We start from the raw sequence: 15,292 nt of genomic DNA on the forward strand, positions 1-15,292 counted from the left end.
CTACAGCGCGAAAGACAACGGGTATTACAGCATGTTTTTACCGTAGTCCATCGGTGACGTACCAAAGTAGCTCGCCAGCGTCTGACCGATATCCGCGAAGGTTTCACGGTGACCTAAAGAACCTGGTTTCACTTTCGGGCCGTAGACCAGTACCGGGATGTGTTCACGGGTGTGGTCAGTGCCGGTCCAGCTTGGGTCGCAGCCGTGGTCAGCGGTCAGGATCAGAATGTCATCTTCACCCACCAGCTCCATCAGCTCAGGCAGACGGCGGTCGAACAGTTCCAGGCCCGCAGCATAACCGGCGATATCGCGACGATGTCCCCAGGAAGAGTCGAAATCAACGAAGTTGGTGAAGACGATGGTCTTATCACCTGCTTCTTTCATCTCTTTGATGGTGGCGTCGAACAGCGCGTCCAGACCGGTGGCTTTCACTTTTTTGGTGATGCCGCAGTTAGCGTAGATATCCGCAATTTTACCGACGGAAACCACGTGACCGTCTTTTTCGTCGACCAGTTTCTGCAGCACGGTCGGTGCTGGCGGCTCAACGGCCAGGTCGTGACGGTTACCGGTACGCTGGAAGTTACCGGCTTTATCACCGATAAACGGACGTGCAATAACACGACCGATGTTGTAACCACCTTCGGTCAGCTCTTCACGTGCGATTTCACACAGCTCGTAGAGTTTATCCAGGCCAAACGTCTCTTCGTGGCAGGCAATCTGGAACACGGAGTCAGCGGAGGTATAGAAAATCGGCTTGCCGGTTTTCATATGCTCTTCACCCAGCTGATCCAGGATCACAGTACCGGAAGAGTGGCAGTTGCCGAGGTAGCCTGGCAGGTTGGCACGTTTTACCAGTTTATCCAGCAGTTCCTGCGGGAAGCTGTTTTCATGATCGGAGAAATAACCCCAATCAAACAGAACCGGGACACCCGCGATTTCCCAGTGGCCAGACGGCGTGTCTTTCCCGGAAGAAAGTTCATGCGCCCATGCGTAGGCACCAATCACTTCCGCGTTACCGTCCATACCAGCAGCAATTTTACCGGTAGAACCTTCGTGAGCTTTCACCAGGCCCAGACGGGTCAGGTTAGGCAGATTCAGTGGACCTTTGCGACCATTGTCAGCCTCACCTTTCGCACAGGCTTCTGCAATGTGTCCCATAGTGTCTGAACCTACGTCGCCAAAGCGATCCGCATCTTCAGTCGCACCAATACCAAAGGAGTCCAGCACCATAATAAATGCACGTTTCATCTTGTTCTCCATACATCTGCGCCGCAAAAAAGCGATCAGATCAGTATACAGTTATTCGGTAATACGACGATAGACTGTCGGTGTAATTTCTGGCGCTTTATCGTCAAGGCTAATTGCCGCTTTGACCGCTTTCGCCGCTTCCTGCCAGCTGGCTTCGTCTTTCGCGTGGATCACCGCCAGCGGGCGTTGTCCGTCTACGCTGTCGCCCAGACGCGCCATATCGCTAAAGCCAACGCTGTAATCAATGGTGTCCGAAGCCTGACGACGACCGCCGCCCATGGAAACGACCGCCATCCCCAGCGCGCGGGTATCCATCGCGCTGACAAAGCCTTCGGTATCAGCATATACCGCTTTGCTGAGCATTGCCGTCGGCAGATACTTCGCATAATTTTCGACGAAATCGGTCGGGCCTTTTTGCGCCGCAACCATGCGACCAAAAATCTCTGCCGCTTTACCGTTGTCCAGCACCGCCTGCAATTTCGCACGGGCTTCGGCGTCATCTTTCGCCAGATTACCGGAGATCAGCATTTCCACGCACAGCGCCATGGTGACGTCTAACAGACGTGGATTGCGGTATTCACCGGTCAGGAACTGCACCGCTTCGCGAACTTCGACCGCGTTACCTGCGCTGGAGGCTAGCACCTGATTCATATCGGTTAACAGCGCGGTGGTACGTACACCCGCACCGTTTGCCACACCGACAATCGCTTCAGCAAGAGCTTCAGAAAGCTCGTAGGTCGGCATAAAGGCGCCGCTGCCCACTTTCACATCCATCACTAGCGCATCCAGCCCTTCCGCCAGTTTTTTCGCCAGAATAGAACCGGTAATCAGCGGGATGGAATCCACCGTCGCGGTAATATCGCGGGTGGCATAAAAACGTTTATCCGCCGGTGCGAGCGAGCTGGTTTGCCCAATAATCGCCACACCCACGTCTTTAATAATTTCACGGAAGCGCGCGTCGTCCGGGAAGATGTCAAATCCAGGAATCGCTTCCAGTTTATCGAGTGTACCGCCGGTATGCCCCAGGCCACGCCCGGAGATCATCGGAATATAGCCGCCGCACGCTGCGACCATCGGGCCTAACATCAGTGACGTTACGTCACCTACACCGCCGGTAGAGTGTTTATCCACAATCGGGCCGTTCAGCTGCAGGCTTTTCCAGTCCAGCACGGTTCCTGAATCACGCATTGCCATGGTCAGCGAAACTCGCTCAGGCATTGTCATATCGTGGAAGAAAATGGTCATCGCCAGGGCGGCGATTTGCCCTTCAGAGATGGTGTTGTCGCGAATACCATTGATAAAGAAACGAATTTCTTCATCGCTCAGCGCATGACCATCACGTTTTTTACGAATAATTTCTTGTGCGAGAAACACGGTAACCCCCAGGGGAAAAGAGTAGAAGGCCGTTGTAGGCCGGGTAAGCAACGCGCCACCCGGCAGTCGTCTTAATGCCGGATGGCGGCTACGCCTTATCCGGCCTACGTCGCTACAGCTCCGGCAATATAAGGCTTAGTAGCTGCTTGCGCTCTTGCCGTCGCCGTGACCCAGCGCTTTCAGCAGGCTCGCCAGCAGGCTGGATGCGCCAAAACGGTAGTGACGAGAATCAGCCCAGTCAGCGCCAAACAGTTCATCGGCAATCGCCAGGAACTGCTGTGCATCTTCTGCAGTGCGCACGCCACCAGCCGGTTTGAAACCTACAGTTTTAGAAACACCCATGTCGCGGATCACTTCCATCATGATGCGTGCGCTTTCCGGCGTCGCATTGACCGGCACTTTACCGGTAGAGGTTTTGATGAAATCAGCACCGGCTTTAATGGAGATTTCAGACGCTTTGCGAATCAGTGCTTCTTCTTTCAGCTCACCGGTTTCGATGATGACTTTCAGCAGCACGTTTGCCGCCGCACACGCGTCTTTGCAGGCTTTAACCAGATCGAAACCAATCTGCTCGTTACCGGCGATCAGCGCACGGTACGGGAACACCACGTCAACTTCATCTGCGCCGTAAGCAATCGCCGCGCGGGTTTCAGCCAGCGCAATCTCGATGTCGTCGTTGCCATGCGGGAAGTTGGTTACGGTTGCAATGCGGATGTCCGGCGTGCCCTGCTCTTTCAGGGTCTTACGCGCAATAGGGATGAAACGCGGATAGATACAGATTGCGGCAGTGTTGCCAACCGGGGTCTTCGCCTGATGACACAGCGCGATCACTTTTTCATTGGTGTCGTCATCATTCAGGGTAGTCAGGTCCATCAGTTTCAGTGCACGCAGGCTGCTTGCTGTTAAATCGGTCATAACATTCTCCAACGGCATCGCCGTATAAAATTTCACCTTGCGAGTTTGTTAGTATTCTAACATCCGCTCGCTATTACACTTCGATATACATCACAGTTAATGAAAACCACATACAGATTTGCATTACTCTAATGAGATCTACTTCAAATAAATCACCTTTTCTAAAGGGATGCGGTGGCATCAGGCGCATCCGGATCAAAGGTTGCGGCGGCGTTGCTTTCTACAATGGCGTTACACCTTCGGGATAAAAAGGAATCAACGATGCCCACTTCAAGCGAACTCGCGCTGCAACAGCGTTGCCAACAAATCGTGACCAGCCCAGTGCTCAGCCCTGAGCAGAAACGCCACTTTCTGGCGCTGGAAGCTGAAAACGCGCTGCCTTACCCGCAACTGCCTGCACAGGCACGTCAGGCGCTGGATGATGGGGTAATCTGCGATATGTACGAAGGTCATGCCCCGTTCAAACCGCGCTATGTTTTACCCGATTACGCGCGTTTTCTGGCCAATGGCTCATCGTGGCTGGAGTTGGAAGGCGCCAAGGATCTTGATGACGCGTTATCCTTACTCACTATTCTTTACCACCATGTTCCGTCAGTGACGTCGATGCCGGTTTATCTCGGTCAGCTCGATGCCCTGCTGCAACCGTATGTTAGAATTCTAACACAAGACGAGATCGATATTCGAATAAAACGTTTCTGGCGTTATCTCGACAGAACCCTGCCAGACGCGTTTATGCATGCCAATATCGGCCCCACCGATACACCAGTCACCCGTGCAATTTTACGCGCAGATGCAGAGTTAAAGCAGGTTTCGCCTAATCTGACATTCATTTATGACCCGCAAATCACACCTGACGATCTGCTGCTCAACGTGGCACAAAATATCTGCGAGTGCAGTAAGCCGCATATTTCCAACGGCCCTGAAAATGATAAAATTTTCACAAAAGGTCAGTATGGCGTCGTTAGTTGTTACAACTCTTTGCCGCTCGCCGGGGGTGGAAGCACGCTGGTCAGGCTTAATCTGAAAGCCATCGCAGAGCGCAGCACCTCTGTCGATGACTTCTTTACGCGCACCCTACCGCACTACTGCCAGCAGCAAATCGCCATCATTGATTCACGATGTGAATTCCTCTATGAGAAATCACATTTCTTTGAGAATAGCTTCCTCGTGCAGGAAGGGTTGATTGATCCCGAACGTTTTGTGCCTATGTTCGGGATGTATGGTCTGGCGGAGGCGGTTAACCTGCTGTGCGATAAGTCGGGACAGAATGCGCGCTATGGGAAAGATGAGTTCGCCAATCAGCTCGGCTATCGTATTAGCGCCTACCTGGCGGAGTTTGTCGAAAATACCCCGGTGAAATATGGCTGGAAGCAGCGCGCGATGCTGCATGCACAGTCGGGGATCAGTTCTGACATCGGCACCACGCCAGGTGCACGCCTGCCTTACGGCGATGAGCCGGACCCGATCACCCATCTGCAAACCGTCGCGCCACATCACGCGTTTTATCACGCCGGGATCAGCGACATTCTCACGCTGGATGAAACCATCAAGCGTAATCCTAAGGCGCTGGTGCAGTTGTGCCTCGGGGCGTTTAAAGCCGGAATGCGCGAGTTTACCGCCAACGTGAGCGGCAACGATCTGGTCCGTATCACCGGGTATATGGTGCGCCTGTCGGATCTGGAAAAGTATCGCGCCGAAGGGTCACGAACCAACACCACCTGGCTTGGCGAAGAAGCCGCGCGCAATACGCGCATTCTGGAACGACAACCTCGCGTGATTAGCCATGAACAGCAGATGCGCTTTAGTCAGTAGGCTGATTCCTTTCTCCTGCGTCGACGGGCCGGGCAGTCGCCTGGCTCTGTTTCTGCAAGGATGTAATCTGCGCTGTAAAAATTGCCACAATCCGTGGACGATGGGACGCTGCAACGACTGCGGGGAGTGTGTGCTGCATTGCCCGCATGAGGCGCTGAGCCTGAGCGCAGGGAAAGTGTGGTGGCAGTCCGATGTGTGTCAGCAGTGTGACACCTGCCTGCATATGTGCCCCCAGCAGGCCACGCCGATGGCGCAGAGTATGAGCGTTGATGAAGTGCTGCAACATATTCGTAAAGCGTCACTGTTTATCGAAGGGATAACCGTTAGTGGCGGTGAAGCGACTACCCAGCTCCCCTTTATTGTGGCGCTATTTACCGCGATAAAAACCGATCCGCAGTTGCAACACCTGACCTGCATGGTCGACAGCAACGGCATGCTGAGCGAAACCGGCTGGCAGAAGCTGCTGCCGGTGTGCGACGGCGTAATGCTGGATTTAAAAGCCTGGGACAGCACGTGTCATCGGCAGCTTACCGGCCGCGATAACACGCTGATTAAACAAAGCATTACCTTTTTGTCCGGGCAGAGAAAACTGGCGGAACTCCGCCTGCTGGTTATTCCTGGTCAGGAAGATTATCTACAGCATATCGATGCGCTGGCGGCGTTTATCAAACGCACCGGTGACGTACCGGTACGGCTGAATGCCTTTCATGCGCACGGGGTGTATGGCGAAGCGAAGGACTGGCCGAGCGCCACGCCGAAGGATGTGGAACACCTGGCGCAAAGATTGCGCGAGCGCAGGGTGGATAATTTGATCTTCCCGGCGCTGTACCTGTGATTGCCGGATGCGGCTACATCATTTGCAGGCCGGAAAAAACACAGCCGCCATCCGGCAAAGTTATGCCTGATGCGCTTTGCTTATCAGGCCTACGAAACACACACTTTTGTAGGCCGGATAAGACGCAGCCGCGATCCGGCGAAGTTATGCCTGATGCGCTTCGCTTATCAGGCCTACGGAGCGCATACTTTTGTAGGCCGGATAAGGCGCAGCCGCCATCCGGCAAAGATATGCCTGATGCGCTTTGCTTATCAGGCCTACGAAGCACACACTTTTTTAGGCCGGATAAGACGCAGCCGCCATCCGGCGAAGTTATGCCTGATGCGCTTCGCTTATCAGGCCTACGGAGCGCATACTTTTGTAGGCCGGATAAGGCGCAGCCGCCATCCGACGAAGTTATGCCTGATGCGCTTTGCTTATCAGGCCTACGAAGCGCACACTTTTGTAGGCCGGATTAGGCGCAGCTGCCATCCGACGAAGTTATGCCTGATGCGCTTCGCTTATCAGGCCTACGGAGCGCATACTTTTGTAGGCCGGATAAGACGAAGCCGCCATCCGGCAAAGATATGCCTGATACGCTTCGCTTATCAGGCCTACGAAGCGGACACTTTTGTCGGCTGGCTACGCCACCCAATCACACGTTAAACAGCGCCGTGGTATTACGATACAGCGCGTCAGCGATCACGTCCGCAGGTTCCGGGCGCAGTTCGCATAAGACGTCGAAGACTCTGACTACCTGCTCCGGGCGGTTAGGCTGCCCCTGAAAGCCGTTGAGCGGCATATCCGGCGCGTCGGTTTCCAGCAACAGCGATTCCAGCGGCAGTTGCGCTATTACCTCGCGGGTTTTACTGGCGCGCGGATAGGTAATGGTGCCTCCCACGCCAATTTTGTATCCCAGTTGCACAAAGCGCTCTGCCTGCTGCACGCTCCCGGAAAAACCATGCACCACGCCAGTTCGCGGCAAAGCATGACGTTTCAGGTGCATCGCCAGCTTGTCATGGGTACGCCGCGAATGCAGGATCACCGGCAATTCATACCGCTTCGCCAGCTTTAGCTGCGCTTCCAGCACCCGCTCTTGCTTATCGAATTGCGGATCGTCCCGATACAGATCCAATCCAATCTCGCCTACCGCCACCAGCTTTTGTGGGCGCTTATCCAGCTCCTGTTGCAACTGGTCCAGGCAGTCATCGCTATGTTGTTCAATAACAATGGGATGCAGACCAAGCGCGGCAAACAATGGAGGATAATTTTCCGCTAACGCCAGTACGCGGGGAAAATTCGCCGCCTGGGTGGCCGGAACGATAATGCTCTGTACACCAACCTCCGCCGCGCGCTGAATGCTGGCAGATTCATCGCCGGTAAACGGCGGGAAATCAAAGTGACAATGCGTATCGATAAAACGATAACTCACGCCAAATCCTCATTATCAAACGTCGTGTCGTTCGCCTGAGGCGCATCGGTCACCACTGGCACATGGGCATCGTTGGCCACCGGTGCGGGAGGAACTACCACCGGTCCCGGCACCACAATCTTCGGTGTCTGACGAGGCAAGGGCGCATTTTTCGCCAGCAGTTTGCCGACTGTCGCCAGAAAGTAACGACCGCACAGGCGTCCGGTTTTGTAATCTTCCCTCAGTGCCGGAATACGGCTGCCCAACGCCATGCTATGGAGTGGTTTTGGCGGATAGATCTCAAAAATACGCAGCTTGCCCGGCGGCTTCTCAATAAAACTCTGGATAGCACGATAGCTGGTCTCATGATGCTGCACCAGATTCAGAAACGGTTGCAGGCTACTTTCACCCAACCAGCGCTCCATACGTTTGAACCACTGCGGGGTGTAGTACATTTGCGAAGGCACAGTGCGAATCACTACCAACGTTTTTGCCCCCTGCTTCGCTGCCTCCTGCACAGGTATGGCATCACTAACTCCTCCATCCAGATAGTTCACGCCGTCCAATACAACCCCTGTGCGGTAGAACCCGGGAATCGCGCTGGAGGCTCGAATGAGGTCGAGCCAGTTTTGCCGGTTCGGCGAAAAATATCCGGGCGTGTAATCATCGCCCCGACAGGCGCACATATAAAACGCTTTCCCTGCGGCAAACAGACGCTCGGCGTTATCCATTGCCAGCGGCATCTGGGACGCAGTCGAATCCACCAGCCAGTCGAGATCGATTAAGTTTCCCCCGCGCACAAAGCGCACCGGGTCAAAAAATTCGCGTCGGGTGGTGTATCGCATAATAACTTTGCGACCGTAACCGGGCTGGTTACAGAGATAGGCTGAAAGGTTTTGCGCGCCAGCGGACGTCCCGTAGAAGAGCTCAAAAGGGTTAAACTGCGCGCGCATGAATTCATCCAGTACGCCAGCGGTAAAGATACCTCTTTGTCCCCCACCCTCGCACACCAGCGCCATATTGCCTGGTTGAAACGGACGTAACGATAACGGCGCAATATTACCGAGCGTGACGGGTATTCTCTGCCCCACCTCTGCCTTCCTGTTGTTTTTGTAATAGAGCAACAAAGTAACGCAAATTGCCTGACGCTAAAACCGTAAAAGCCAGTCCAATGGACTGGCTTAGTAGCAATTTTTCTTTACGGCTATGGGCTAGGGTCGTTTACGCCCGGTAAACAGGCTGACCAAAAACAGAATGATCCCCACCACAAACACAATTTTCGCTGCGCCGGCTGCAGTACCCGCCAGTCCACCAAAACCGAGTGCGGCGGCAATTAACGCGATAACCAGAAATATGATGCCCCATCGAAACATATGCTTCTCCTTTACCATAGTTAATTTCACCGCTTGATATGAGCGCTCAGGCTGCCCATCGGCGATATTTTCAGTGTGGTGCACAACACGCCTCCCGACAAACGTCAGGAGGACGAATTAAGTCTAATTACTGAGTTTTGAGATCGTTTTTGACGCTTTTCACGCCATCAATCGCTTTAGCGATGCTCTCAGCACGATCGCTTTGAGCCTGTGAATCGACGGTGCCTGAAAGTTGCACAACGCCATCGGTGGTCTCAACTTTCACCTTGCGGGAAGGGACGATATCATCGGCCAGCAGCTTGGCTTTTACCTCACTGGTGATTGCCGTATCGCCCGCATAGCCTTTAACGGAGGTTTCTTTACTATCACGCACGTGCAGTTTGTCGCTAACGGAGGTCACACCCTCAACGCCTTTCGCCACTTTCACCGCTTCTTCGGCCTGTGCCTGGCTTTCAACAAACCCGCTTAGTGTCACCACCTTTTGATCTGTTTTGACGGAAATATCGGTGCTCTTAATGCTTTCGTGGTCCACCAGCGCGGCTTTTACTTTCGCGGTGATGGTGCTGTCATCCATGAAATTACCGACTTTGTTCATAGAGCTATCGACTTTCTGCCCCGCACTTTCGACGCCGGATTGCGCTTTATCCATCGTGGCGTTTTCTGCATAAGCAGAACCCGTTGCAACAGCGGAGGTCAGCATCACGGCCAGCAGCGTTTTAGAAATCTTAAGTCCTGTCATTGTCATCGATGTATTCCTGTATGTTTTGCTAAAAGCTATGCTCTGCCGTTACACGGCCTGAACCAGCAACTAATCTTGTAAGTGGAATAAATATCAGCAATAGACGCTGCAACAGGCAGCCTAAAAAGCATTTAACGCCGATATTTATGTCATCACATTGTTAAATATAGTTCACGATTTCGTGATCGCAGTCAGAATTGATTAAAAAACAGGCAAACAAAAGAAAAACGCGAGGTTTTAAGAACATTCCGCAAGGGATTTAAAAGACAGGAAAAGTTGCAGGACACGGCGGATACCGTGCCCTGGAAGGTCGATTAGTGTTCGCGTGTTTTACGGAACTGAACGTCCGGGTAACGTTCCTGGGTGAGATTCAGGTTAACCATGGTTGGTGCGATATAGGTGAGGTTATCGCCGCCATCCAGCGCCAGCTGAATTTCGTTCTTACGCTTAAACTCTTCGAATTTCTTCACGTCAGAACATTCTACCCAGCGCGCAGTCGCCACGTTGACGGATTCATAAATCGCTTCAACGTTGTACTCGCTCTTCAGACGTGAAACCACCACGTCAAACTGCAGCACACCGACAGCGCCCACGATCAAATCGTTATTGGCGATCGGACGGAATACCTGCACTGCGCCCTCTTCTGACAGCTGAACCAGCCCTTTCAGCAGCTGTTTCTGCTTCAATGGATCCTTCAGGCGAATACGACGGAACAGCTCCGGTGCGAAGTTCGGAATACCGGTGAACTTCATCATTTCGCCCTGGGTAAAGGTATCGCCGATCTGGATAGTGCCGTGGTTATGCAGACCGAGAATATCGCCCGGATACGCTTCTTCCACATGAGAACGGTCACCGGCCATAAAGGTGAGTGCGTCGGAGATCACCACGTCTTTACCAATGCGCACCTGGCGCATTTTCATGCCTTTCTCATACTTGCCGGATACCACACGCATGAACGCCACGCGGTCACGGTGTTTCGGGTCCATGTTGGCCTGAATTTTAAACACGAAACCGGTGAACTTCTCTTCTGAGGCTTCGACGACGCGGGTGTCGGTTTTACGCGGCATCGGCGCAGGCGCCCACTCCACTAGGCCGTCCAGCATATGGTCAACGCCGAAGTTACCCAGCGCGGTACCGAAGAAGACCGGGGTGATTTCGCCCGCGAGGAACAGCTCATGGTCGAACTCGTTGGACGCGCCCTGCACCAGCTCCAGCTCGTCGCGCAGCTGCTGTGCCAGGTCTTCACCCACGGCAGCATCAAGTTCCGGGTTGTTCAGACCTTTAACAACACGCACTTCCTGAATGGTGTGTCCTTTACCGGTCTGATACAGGTAAGTTTCATCTTTATAAAGGTGATAGACACCTTTGAACAACTTACCGCAGCCAATCGGCCAGGTGATTGGCGCACAGCCGATTTTCAGTTCGTTCTCGACTTCATCCAGCAGCTCCATCGGATCGCGGATGTCACGGTCGAGTTTGTTCATAAAGGTCAGGATCGGCGTATCGCGCAGACGGGTAACTTCCATCAGCTTACGGGTACGATCCTCGACGCCTTTTGCGGCATCGATAACCATCAGGCAGCAGTCCACCGCCGTCAGAGTACGATAGGTATCTTCGGAGAAGTCTTCGTGCCCCGGGGTGTCCAGCAGGTTCACCAGGCAGTCATGATACGGAAACTGCATCACAGAGGTGGTAATGGAGATACCACGCTGCTTTTCCATTTCCATCCAGTCAGATTTTGCATGCTGGCTGGAGCCACGGCCTTTTACCGTACCGGCGGTCTGAATGGCCTGTCCGAATAACAGTACCTTTTCAGTAATTGTCGTTTTACCGGCATCCGGGTGAGAAATAATGGCAAAAGTGCGGCGTTTGGCCACCTCTTGCAAATAAGGAGACAACGTCATAGTCAAATCTTCTTAGGTAAGCACGGCAACAGGCCGGGCAAGTTGAATACGAAAAATTGCGGCTATTTTACCCATCAACGGGGGGGAGGCAATCAGTGTTTACACAGGAGCTGCTCCAGTTCGCTTAATGACGCTACGGTCCAGGTCGGCTGAATGCCCGCTGGCTGCTCGCGGTGGTGCGTATTTAGCCAGCAGGTGGATAGCCCGGCGTTAATGCCGCCAAGAATATCGGACTCTGCGGTGTCACCCACCATCAGCACGCGAGAACGGTCAGGATTACCCGCCTGCTCCAGCGCATGGTCAAAAATACGGGGGTCGGGTTTTGCCACCCCAACCTGCTCAGAAATCACCAGCAGGTCGAAATAGTCGCGCAGCCCCGTCCGCTCAAGGCGGATTTGCTGCAACGCGGTAAAGCCGTTAGTAATGATGCCGATTTTCGTTTTATCGCGAATCGCATTGAGCAGAGAAACCGCCCCCGGCAACGGTGAGCAGATCTCCGCCATCGCATTGATGAATGCGTCATTAAGCTGGCCCGGTTCAACCTTCAGGCGTTCGGCCCAGCTCTGAAAACGGGCATGCTGCAGTTGTAATGAGGTAATCGCGCCGTTTTGATAATCCACCCACAGCGGTTTATTCACGGCCTGGTAGTCCTGAAAATCTTCAGCGGTAAAGGTAATGCTATAGTCGAGAAACATCCGCTGTAAGCCGGTAAACGAGTCAAACGTAAACAGCGTTTCGTCGGCATCAAAGAAAATCCAGTCCCACTTCTTCATCATTACACCTTATCTTACATGCTGATTGGCAACGCCATGATGATGGCGTCTTCGTGACCATCGGCCGTTGGATAGTAGTTGCGACGGATCGTCGCCTCGTTAAAGCCTAAGCTTTCGTACAGCGCGATAGCGGCCGCATTCGAGGCGCGCACTTCAAGCCACAGGGTCAAAATGCCACGCTTTTCCAGCTCATCGATCAGATGCTCCAGCAGCTCACGCCCCAGGCCCCGGCGCTGAAAGTCAGGATCGACGGCGATATTGAACAACGTCGCTTCATCCAGTACGACCTGCGTAATTGCAAAGGCGGCCATCACGTCGTCAACCCTCAGCTGAAAATTGAGGTAGCGATCGCCCTGGTTGCTGGCAAATGTTTTTTCACTCCACGGAAAAGCGTGGGCGCGTTTTTCAATCTGAAATGCTGCGGGTAAATCAGTCGGCTCGAGGGAAGAAATCGTGTTCATATGCGCAGATTTGTTGCCATAACGCGGCGCGTGCCGCTGGGTTTTCCCGTAATTCATTAAACGCAGGACTCTCGACCTGAGCGCCCTCCAGCAGCAGCGGCTCTTCGGTTCCCAGCCGCCAGCTATTACAGCGACTGCCTTGCGGCAGCATGGCGACACGGTCAGGCGTCAGTTGTAAAACCTGATCCGGGCTAACGGTTAATGCGCGTAAAATATCGCTGATCAACGGTTCGGTTAGCGCGGGTAACTGTGCAGCAACCATCACCAAACGGACATGCGCAGGAATGGAAATCGCGATCTCGCCCTGCAGTGCGCCAGGACGACGCAAGGACCACTGCGTAATGCCCAGTTGCTGTAACTGCCAGTCTCGTCGGGATGTCATAGCGAAACACTCCTGTCTATCAGGGGCGCAAATATAGCAAATTTGTCGAATCCGTGCCATCAAACAACTATAATCCCCCGCTGTACAATTTAAGGAGCATTCCATGTCTGCTTTTACCCCGGCAAGTGAAGTCTTGCTGCGCCACAGTGATGATTTCGAACAAAGCCGTATTCTGTTTGCCGGTGATTTGCAGGATGACCTGCCTGCCCATTTTGAAAGCGCCGCCAGCCGTGCGCACACCCAGCAACTTCACCACTGGCAGGTGCTTAACCGCCAGATGGGCGACAACGTCCGTTTCAGCCTCGTCGCGCAGGCCGATGACGTTGCCGATAGCGATACGCTGATCTACTACTGGCCGAAGAATAAGCCAGAAGCCCAGTTCCAGTTGATGAACATTCTGTCGCTGTTACCGGTGGGCACCGATATTTTTGTTGTCGGCGAGAATCGCAGCGGCGTACGTAGCGCAGAGCAGATGCTGGCCGAATACGCACCGTTAAACAAAGTCGACAGCGCACGTCGCTGTGGCCTGTACCACGGTCGTCTGGAAAAACAGCCGGTCTTTGATGCAGAAAAATACTGGGATGAATACCAGACAGAAAATCTGACCATCAAAACGCTGCCGGGCGTCTTCAGCCGTGACGGTCTGGATGTTGGCAGCCAACTGCTACTCTCCACGCTGACGCCGCACACCAAAGGCAAAGTGCTGGATGTCGGCTGTGGCGCAGGCGTTCTCTCCGTCGCCTTAGCCAGCCACTCGCCGAAAGTGCGCTTAACCCTGTGCGATGTTAGCGCCGCCGCCGTTGAAGCCAGCCGCGCAACGCTTGCAGCCAACGGCATTGAAGGTGACGTCATCGCCAGTAACGTCTTTTCTGACGTAACGGGTCGTTTTGATATGATCATCTCCAACCCGCCGTTCCACGACGGTATGCAGACCAGCCTTGATGCCGCACAAACGCTGATTCGTGGCGCAGTGCGTCATCTCAACAGCGGTGGTGAACTGCGTATTGTGGCGAACGCCTTCCTGCCTTATCCGAAGGTACTGGATGAAGTGTTTGGCTTCCATGAAGTTATCGCGCAGACCGGACGTTTCAAGGTCTATCGCACCGTGATGACGCGCCAGGCGAAAAAAGTCTAACGGCTGTAGGCCAGATAAGGCGTTTACGCCGCCATCCGGCGTGATACCGAGCAACGCCGGATGGCGCTATCGCTTATCCGGCCTGCATAAAACGCCAAAAACCGAAGAAACGCCTTTTTTTTCGGCAATCACGTTAAGTTCGAAAATTAACTGTTGACGCCCTGCATAAAATCTCTAGAATTCGCCCCCGTGGTAACGATACTTTTTGAGTGTCGATGGTATGCGAAGGTGGCGGAATTGGTAGACGCGCTAGCTTCAGGTGTTAGTGTCCTTTCGGACGTGGGGGTTCAAGTCCCCCCCCTCGCACCATAATCCACGTTGATATTGCTCGCACTGGGCGAAGGTGGCGGAATTGGTAGACGCGCTAGCTTCAGGTGTTAGTGTCCTTAGGATGTGGGGGTTCGAGTCCCCCCCCTCGCACCAACGAGGCGATATCAAAAAAATAAGATGACTGTGCGAAGGTGGCGGAATTGGTAGACGCGCTAGCTTCAGGTGTTAGTGTCCTTAGGATGTGGGGGTTCGAGTCCCCCCCCTCGCACCAATTATCTTATTTCCCTCTCGATTTCCTTCTCTGTTTTGTTCATCCCTGATTCCAGTTCATCATTACCAAAACAATGCCACCAATCAGTGCCGCGCATGAAGGTAACAAAACAAAGTGCCGTAAACGTTTGTGGTACAGCATGAGCGAAGTCAGCAGTAATCCTAATACAATCATCACCTTCCATACGTAGACCGACAGGTCGCTATATGCCATCCCGGCAATCAGCATTCCCGGCAGCAGAACACCCCATCCACTGCCCAGCGTACGTTGCAACATGATTTCACCTATGACATTGATAATGATAACCAATATCATATGATAAAATTTCTCATTTGTCAGCCGTGAAGCACTATCAATTATATGAGTTTTACTTAACGATTGATGACATGAATAATCCAAGGTGATAAATT

At 53.4% G+C, this 15,292-nt stretch carries 16 protein-coding genes and 3 tRNA genes; 7 read left to right on the top strand and 12 right to left on the bottom strand.

Features of this window, described 5'->3' with window-relative positions:
* Nucleotides 1-24: 24 nt before the first annotated feature.
* The 3 genes from deoB to deoC all read right to left on the bottom strand — a co-directional run bounded on the left by deoB (nt 25) and on the right by deoC (nt 3,537).
* Nucleotides 25-1,248, bottom strand: a complete 1,224-nt coding sequence (gene deoB, locus OGX97_RS04815) for a phosphopentomutase (protein ID WP_003019037.1) — start codon at nt 1,246-1,248, stop codon at nt 25-27.
* A 51-nt stretch (nt 1,249-1,299) separates the two neighbouring features.
* Nucleotides 1,300-2,622 carry a thymidine phosphorylase gene (gene deoA / locus OGX97_RS04820; RefSeq protein ID WP_016151609.1) on the bottom strand — a complete coding sequence of 441 codons (1,323 nt, stop codon included), beginning with the start codon at nt 2,620-2,622 and terminating at the stop codon, nt 1,300-1,302.
* Between the two features lie 135 nt (nt 2,623-2,757).
* The gene (deoC, locus tag OGX97_RS04825) at nt 2,758-3,537 is read right to left on the bottom strand and encodes a deoxyribose-phosphate aldolase (protein WP_003019042.1); all 780 of its coding nucleotides are present in this window, start codon (nt 3,535-3,537) and stop codon (nt 2,758-2,760) included.
* Nucleotides 3,538-3,798: 261 nt separating this feature from the next.
* Between deoC and OGX97_RS04830 the strand changes: the two genes are divergently transcribed.
* Genes OGX97_RS04830 through OGX97_RS04840 form a run of 3 tightly spaced genes read left to right on the top strand, consistent with a single transcriptional unit; the run spans nt 3,799 to nt 6,829 of the window.
* Nucleotides 3,799-5,349, top strand: coding sequence for a YjjI family glycine radical enzyme (locus OGX97_RS04830; RefSeq protein WP_279850919.1), 1,551 nt, complete (start codon nt 3,799-3,801; stop codon nt 5,347-5,349).
* Complete coding sequence (locus OGX97_RS04835) at nt 5,321-6,184, top strand: YjjW family glycine radical enzyme activase (RefSeq protein WP_071446020.1); 864 nt, start codon at nt 5,321-5,323, stop codon at nt 6,182-6,184. Before OGX97_RS04830 ends, OGX97_RS04835 begins: the two co-directional genes overlap by 29 nt.
* Nucleotides 6,185-6,829 (top strand): hypothetical protein, encoded by a 645-nt coding sequence (locus OGX97_RS04840; RefSeq protein WP_279850921.1) that lies wholly within the window; start codon nt 6,185-6,187, stop codon nt 6,827-6,829. It abuts the gene before it with no gap.
* Here OGX97_RS04840 and OGX97_RS04845 read toward each other — a convergent pair.
* The 8 genes from OGX97_RS04845 to holD all read right to left on the bottom strand — a co-directional run bounded on the left by OGX97_RS04845 (nt 6,819) and on the right by holD (nt 13,206).
* A complete protein-coding gene (locus OGX97_RS04845) occupies nt 6,819-7,595 on the bottom strand; it encodes a metal-dependent hydrolase (protein WP_213752488.1) in 777 nt (258 codons plus the stop codon). The two genes, OGX97_RS04840 and OGX97_RS04845, sit on opposite strands and share 11 nt — an antisense overlap.
* Complete coding sequence (locus OGX97_RS04850) at nt 7,592-8,665, bottom strand: patatin-like phospholipase family protein (protein WP_008786128.1); 1,074 nt, start codon at nt 8,663-8,665, stop codon at nt 7,592-7,594. The genes OGX97_RS04845 and OGX97_RS04850 overlap by 4 nt, the downstream gene beginning before the upstream one ends.
* A gap of 120 nt (nt 8,666-8,785) precedes the next feature.
* Nucleotides 8,786-8,947, bottom strand: coding sequence for a DUF1328 domain-containing protein (locus OGX97_RS04855; RefSeq protein WP_003019081.1), 162 nt, complete (start codon nt 8,945-8,947; stop codon nt 8,786-8,788).
* Nucleotides 8,948-9,074: 127 nt separating this feature from the next.
* On the bottom strand, nt 9,075-9,692 hold the full coding sequence (gene osmY, locus OGX97_RS04860; RefSeq protein WP_003829980.1) for a molecular chaperone OsmY: 618 nt from the start codon (nt 9,690-9,692) through the stop codon (nt 9,075-9,077).
* Nucleotides 9,693-10,000: 308 nt separating this feature from the next.
* Entirely contained in the window at nt 10,001-11,590 is a 1,590-nt protein-coding gene (prfC, locus tag OGX97_RS04865; protein ID WP_003829982.1) for a peptide chain release factor 3, read from the bottom strand.
* A 92-nt stretch (nt 11,591-11,682) separates the two neighbouring features.
* Complete coding sequence (gene yjjG / locus OGX97_RS04870; protein WP_008786125.1) at nt 11,683-12,363, bottom strand: pyrimidine 5'-nucleotidase; 681 nt, start codon at nt 12,361-12,363, stop codon at nt 11,683-11,685.
* Between the two features lie 14 nt (nt 12,364-12,377).
* On the bottom strand, nt 12,378-12,824 hold the full coding sequence (gene rimI, locus OGX97_RS04875) for a ribosomal protein S18-alanine N-acetyltransferase (RefSeq protein WP_003829985.1): 447 nt from the start codon (nt 12,822-12,824) through the stop codon (nt 12,378-12,380).
* Nucleotides 12,793-13,206: a DNA polymerase III subunit psi gene (gene holD / locus OGX97_RS04880; protein ID WP_003829988.1), complete on the bottom strand. Its 414-nt coding sequence runs from the start codon at nt 13,204-13,206 to the stop codon at nt 12,793-12,795. The genes rimI and holD overlap by 32 nt, the downstream gene beginning before the upstream one ends.
* 103 nt (nt 13,207-13,309) lie before the next feature.
* On the opposite strand from holD, the gene rsmC reads away from it, so the two are divergent.
* The 4 genes from rsmC to OGX97_RS04900 all read left to right on the top strand — a co-directional run bounded on the left by rsmC (nt 13,310) and on the right by OGX97_RS04900 (nt 14,882).
* Nucleotides 13,310-14,341 (top strand): 16S rRNA (guanine(1207)-N(2))-methyltransferase RsmC, encoded by a 1,032-nt coding sequence (rsmC, locus tag OGX97_RS04885; protein WP_071446015.1) that lies wholly within the window; start codon nt 13,310-13,312, stop codon nt 14,339-14,341.
* Nucleotides 14,342-14,563: 222 nt separating this feature from the next.
* A tRNA-Leu gene (locus OGX97_RS04890) sits at nt 14,564-14,650 on the top strand.
* A gap of 28 nt (nt 14,651-14,678) precedes the next feature.
* Nucleotides 14,679-14,764 (top strand) — tRNA-Leu (locus tag OGX97_RS04895).
* Between the two features lie 32 nt (nt 14,765-14,796).
* Nucleotides 14,797-14,882, top strand: a tRNA-Leu gene (locus tag OGX97_RS04900).
* Nucleotides 14,883-14,921: 39 nt separating this feature from the next.
* Here the strand turns inward: OGX97_RS04900 and OGX97_RS04905 are convergent.
* Nucleotides 14,922-15,158, bottom strand: a complete 237-nt coding sequence (locus OGX97_RS04905; protein ID WP_003019100.1) for a DUF1435 domain-containing protein — start codon at nt 15,156-15,158, stop codon at nt 14,922-14,924.
* Between the last annotated feature and the right edge of the window lie 134 nt (nt 15,159-15,292).

This window comes from Citrobacter sp. Cpo061 (assembly GCF_030332845.1).
Lineage (GTDB): Bacteria > Pseudomonadota > Gammaproteobacteria > Enterobacterales > Enterobacteriaceae > Citrobacter > Citrobacter portucalensis.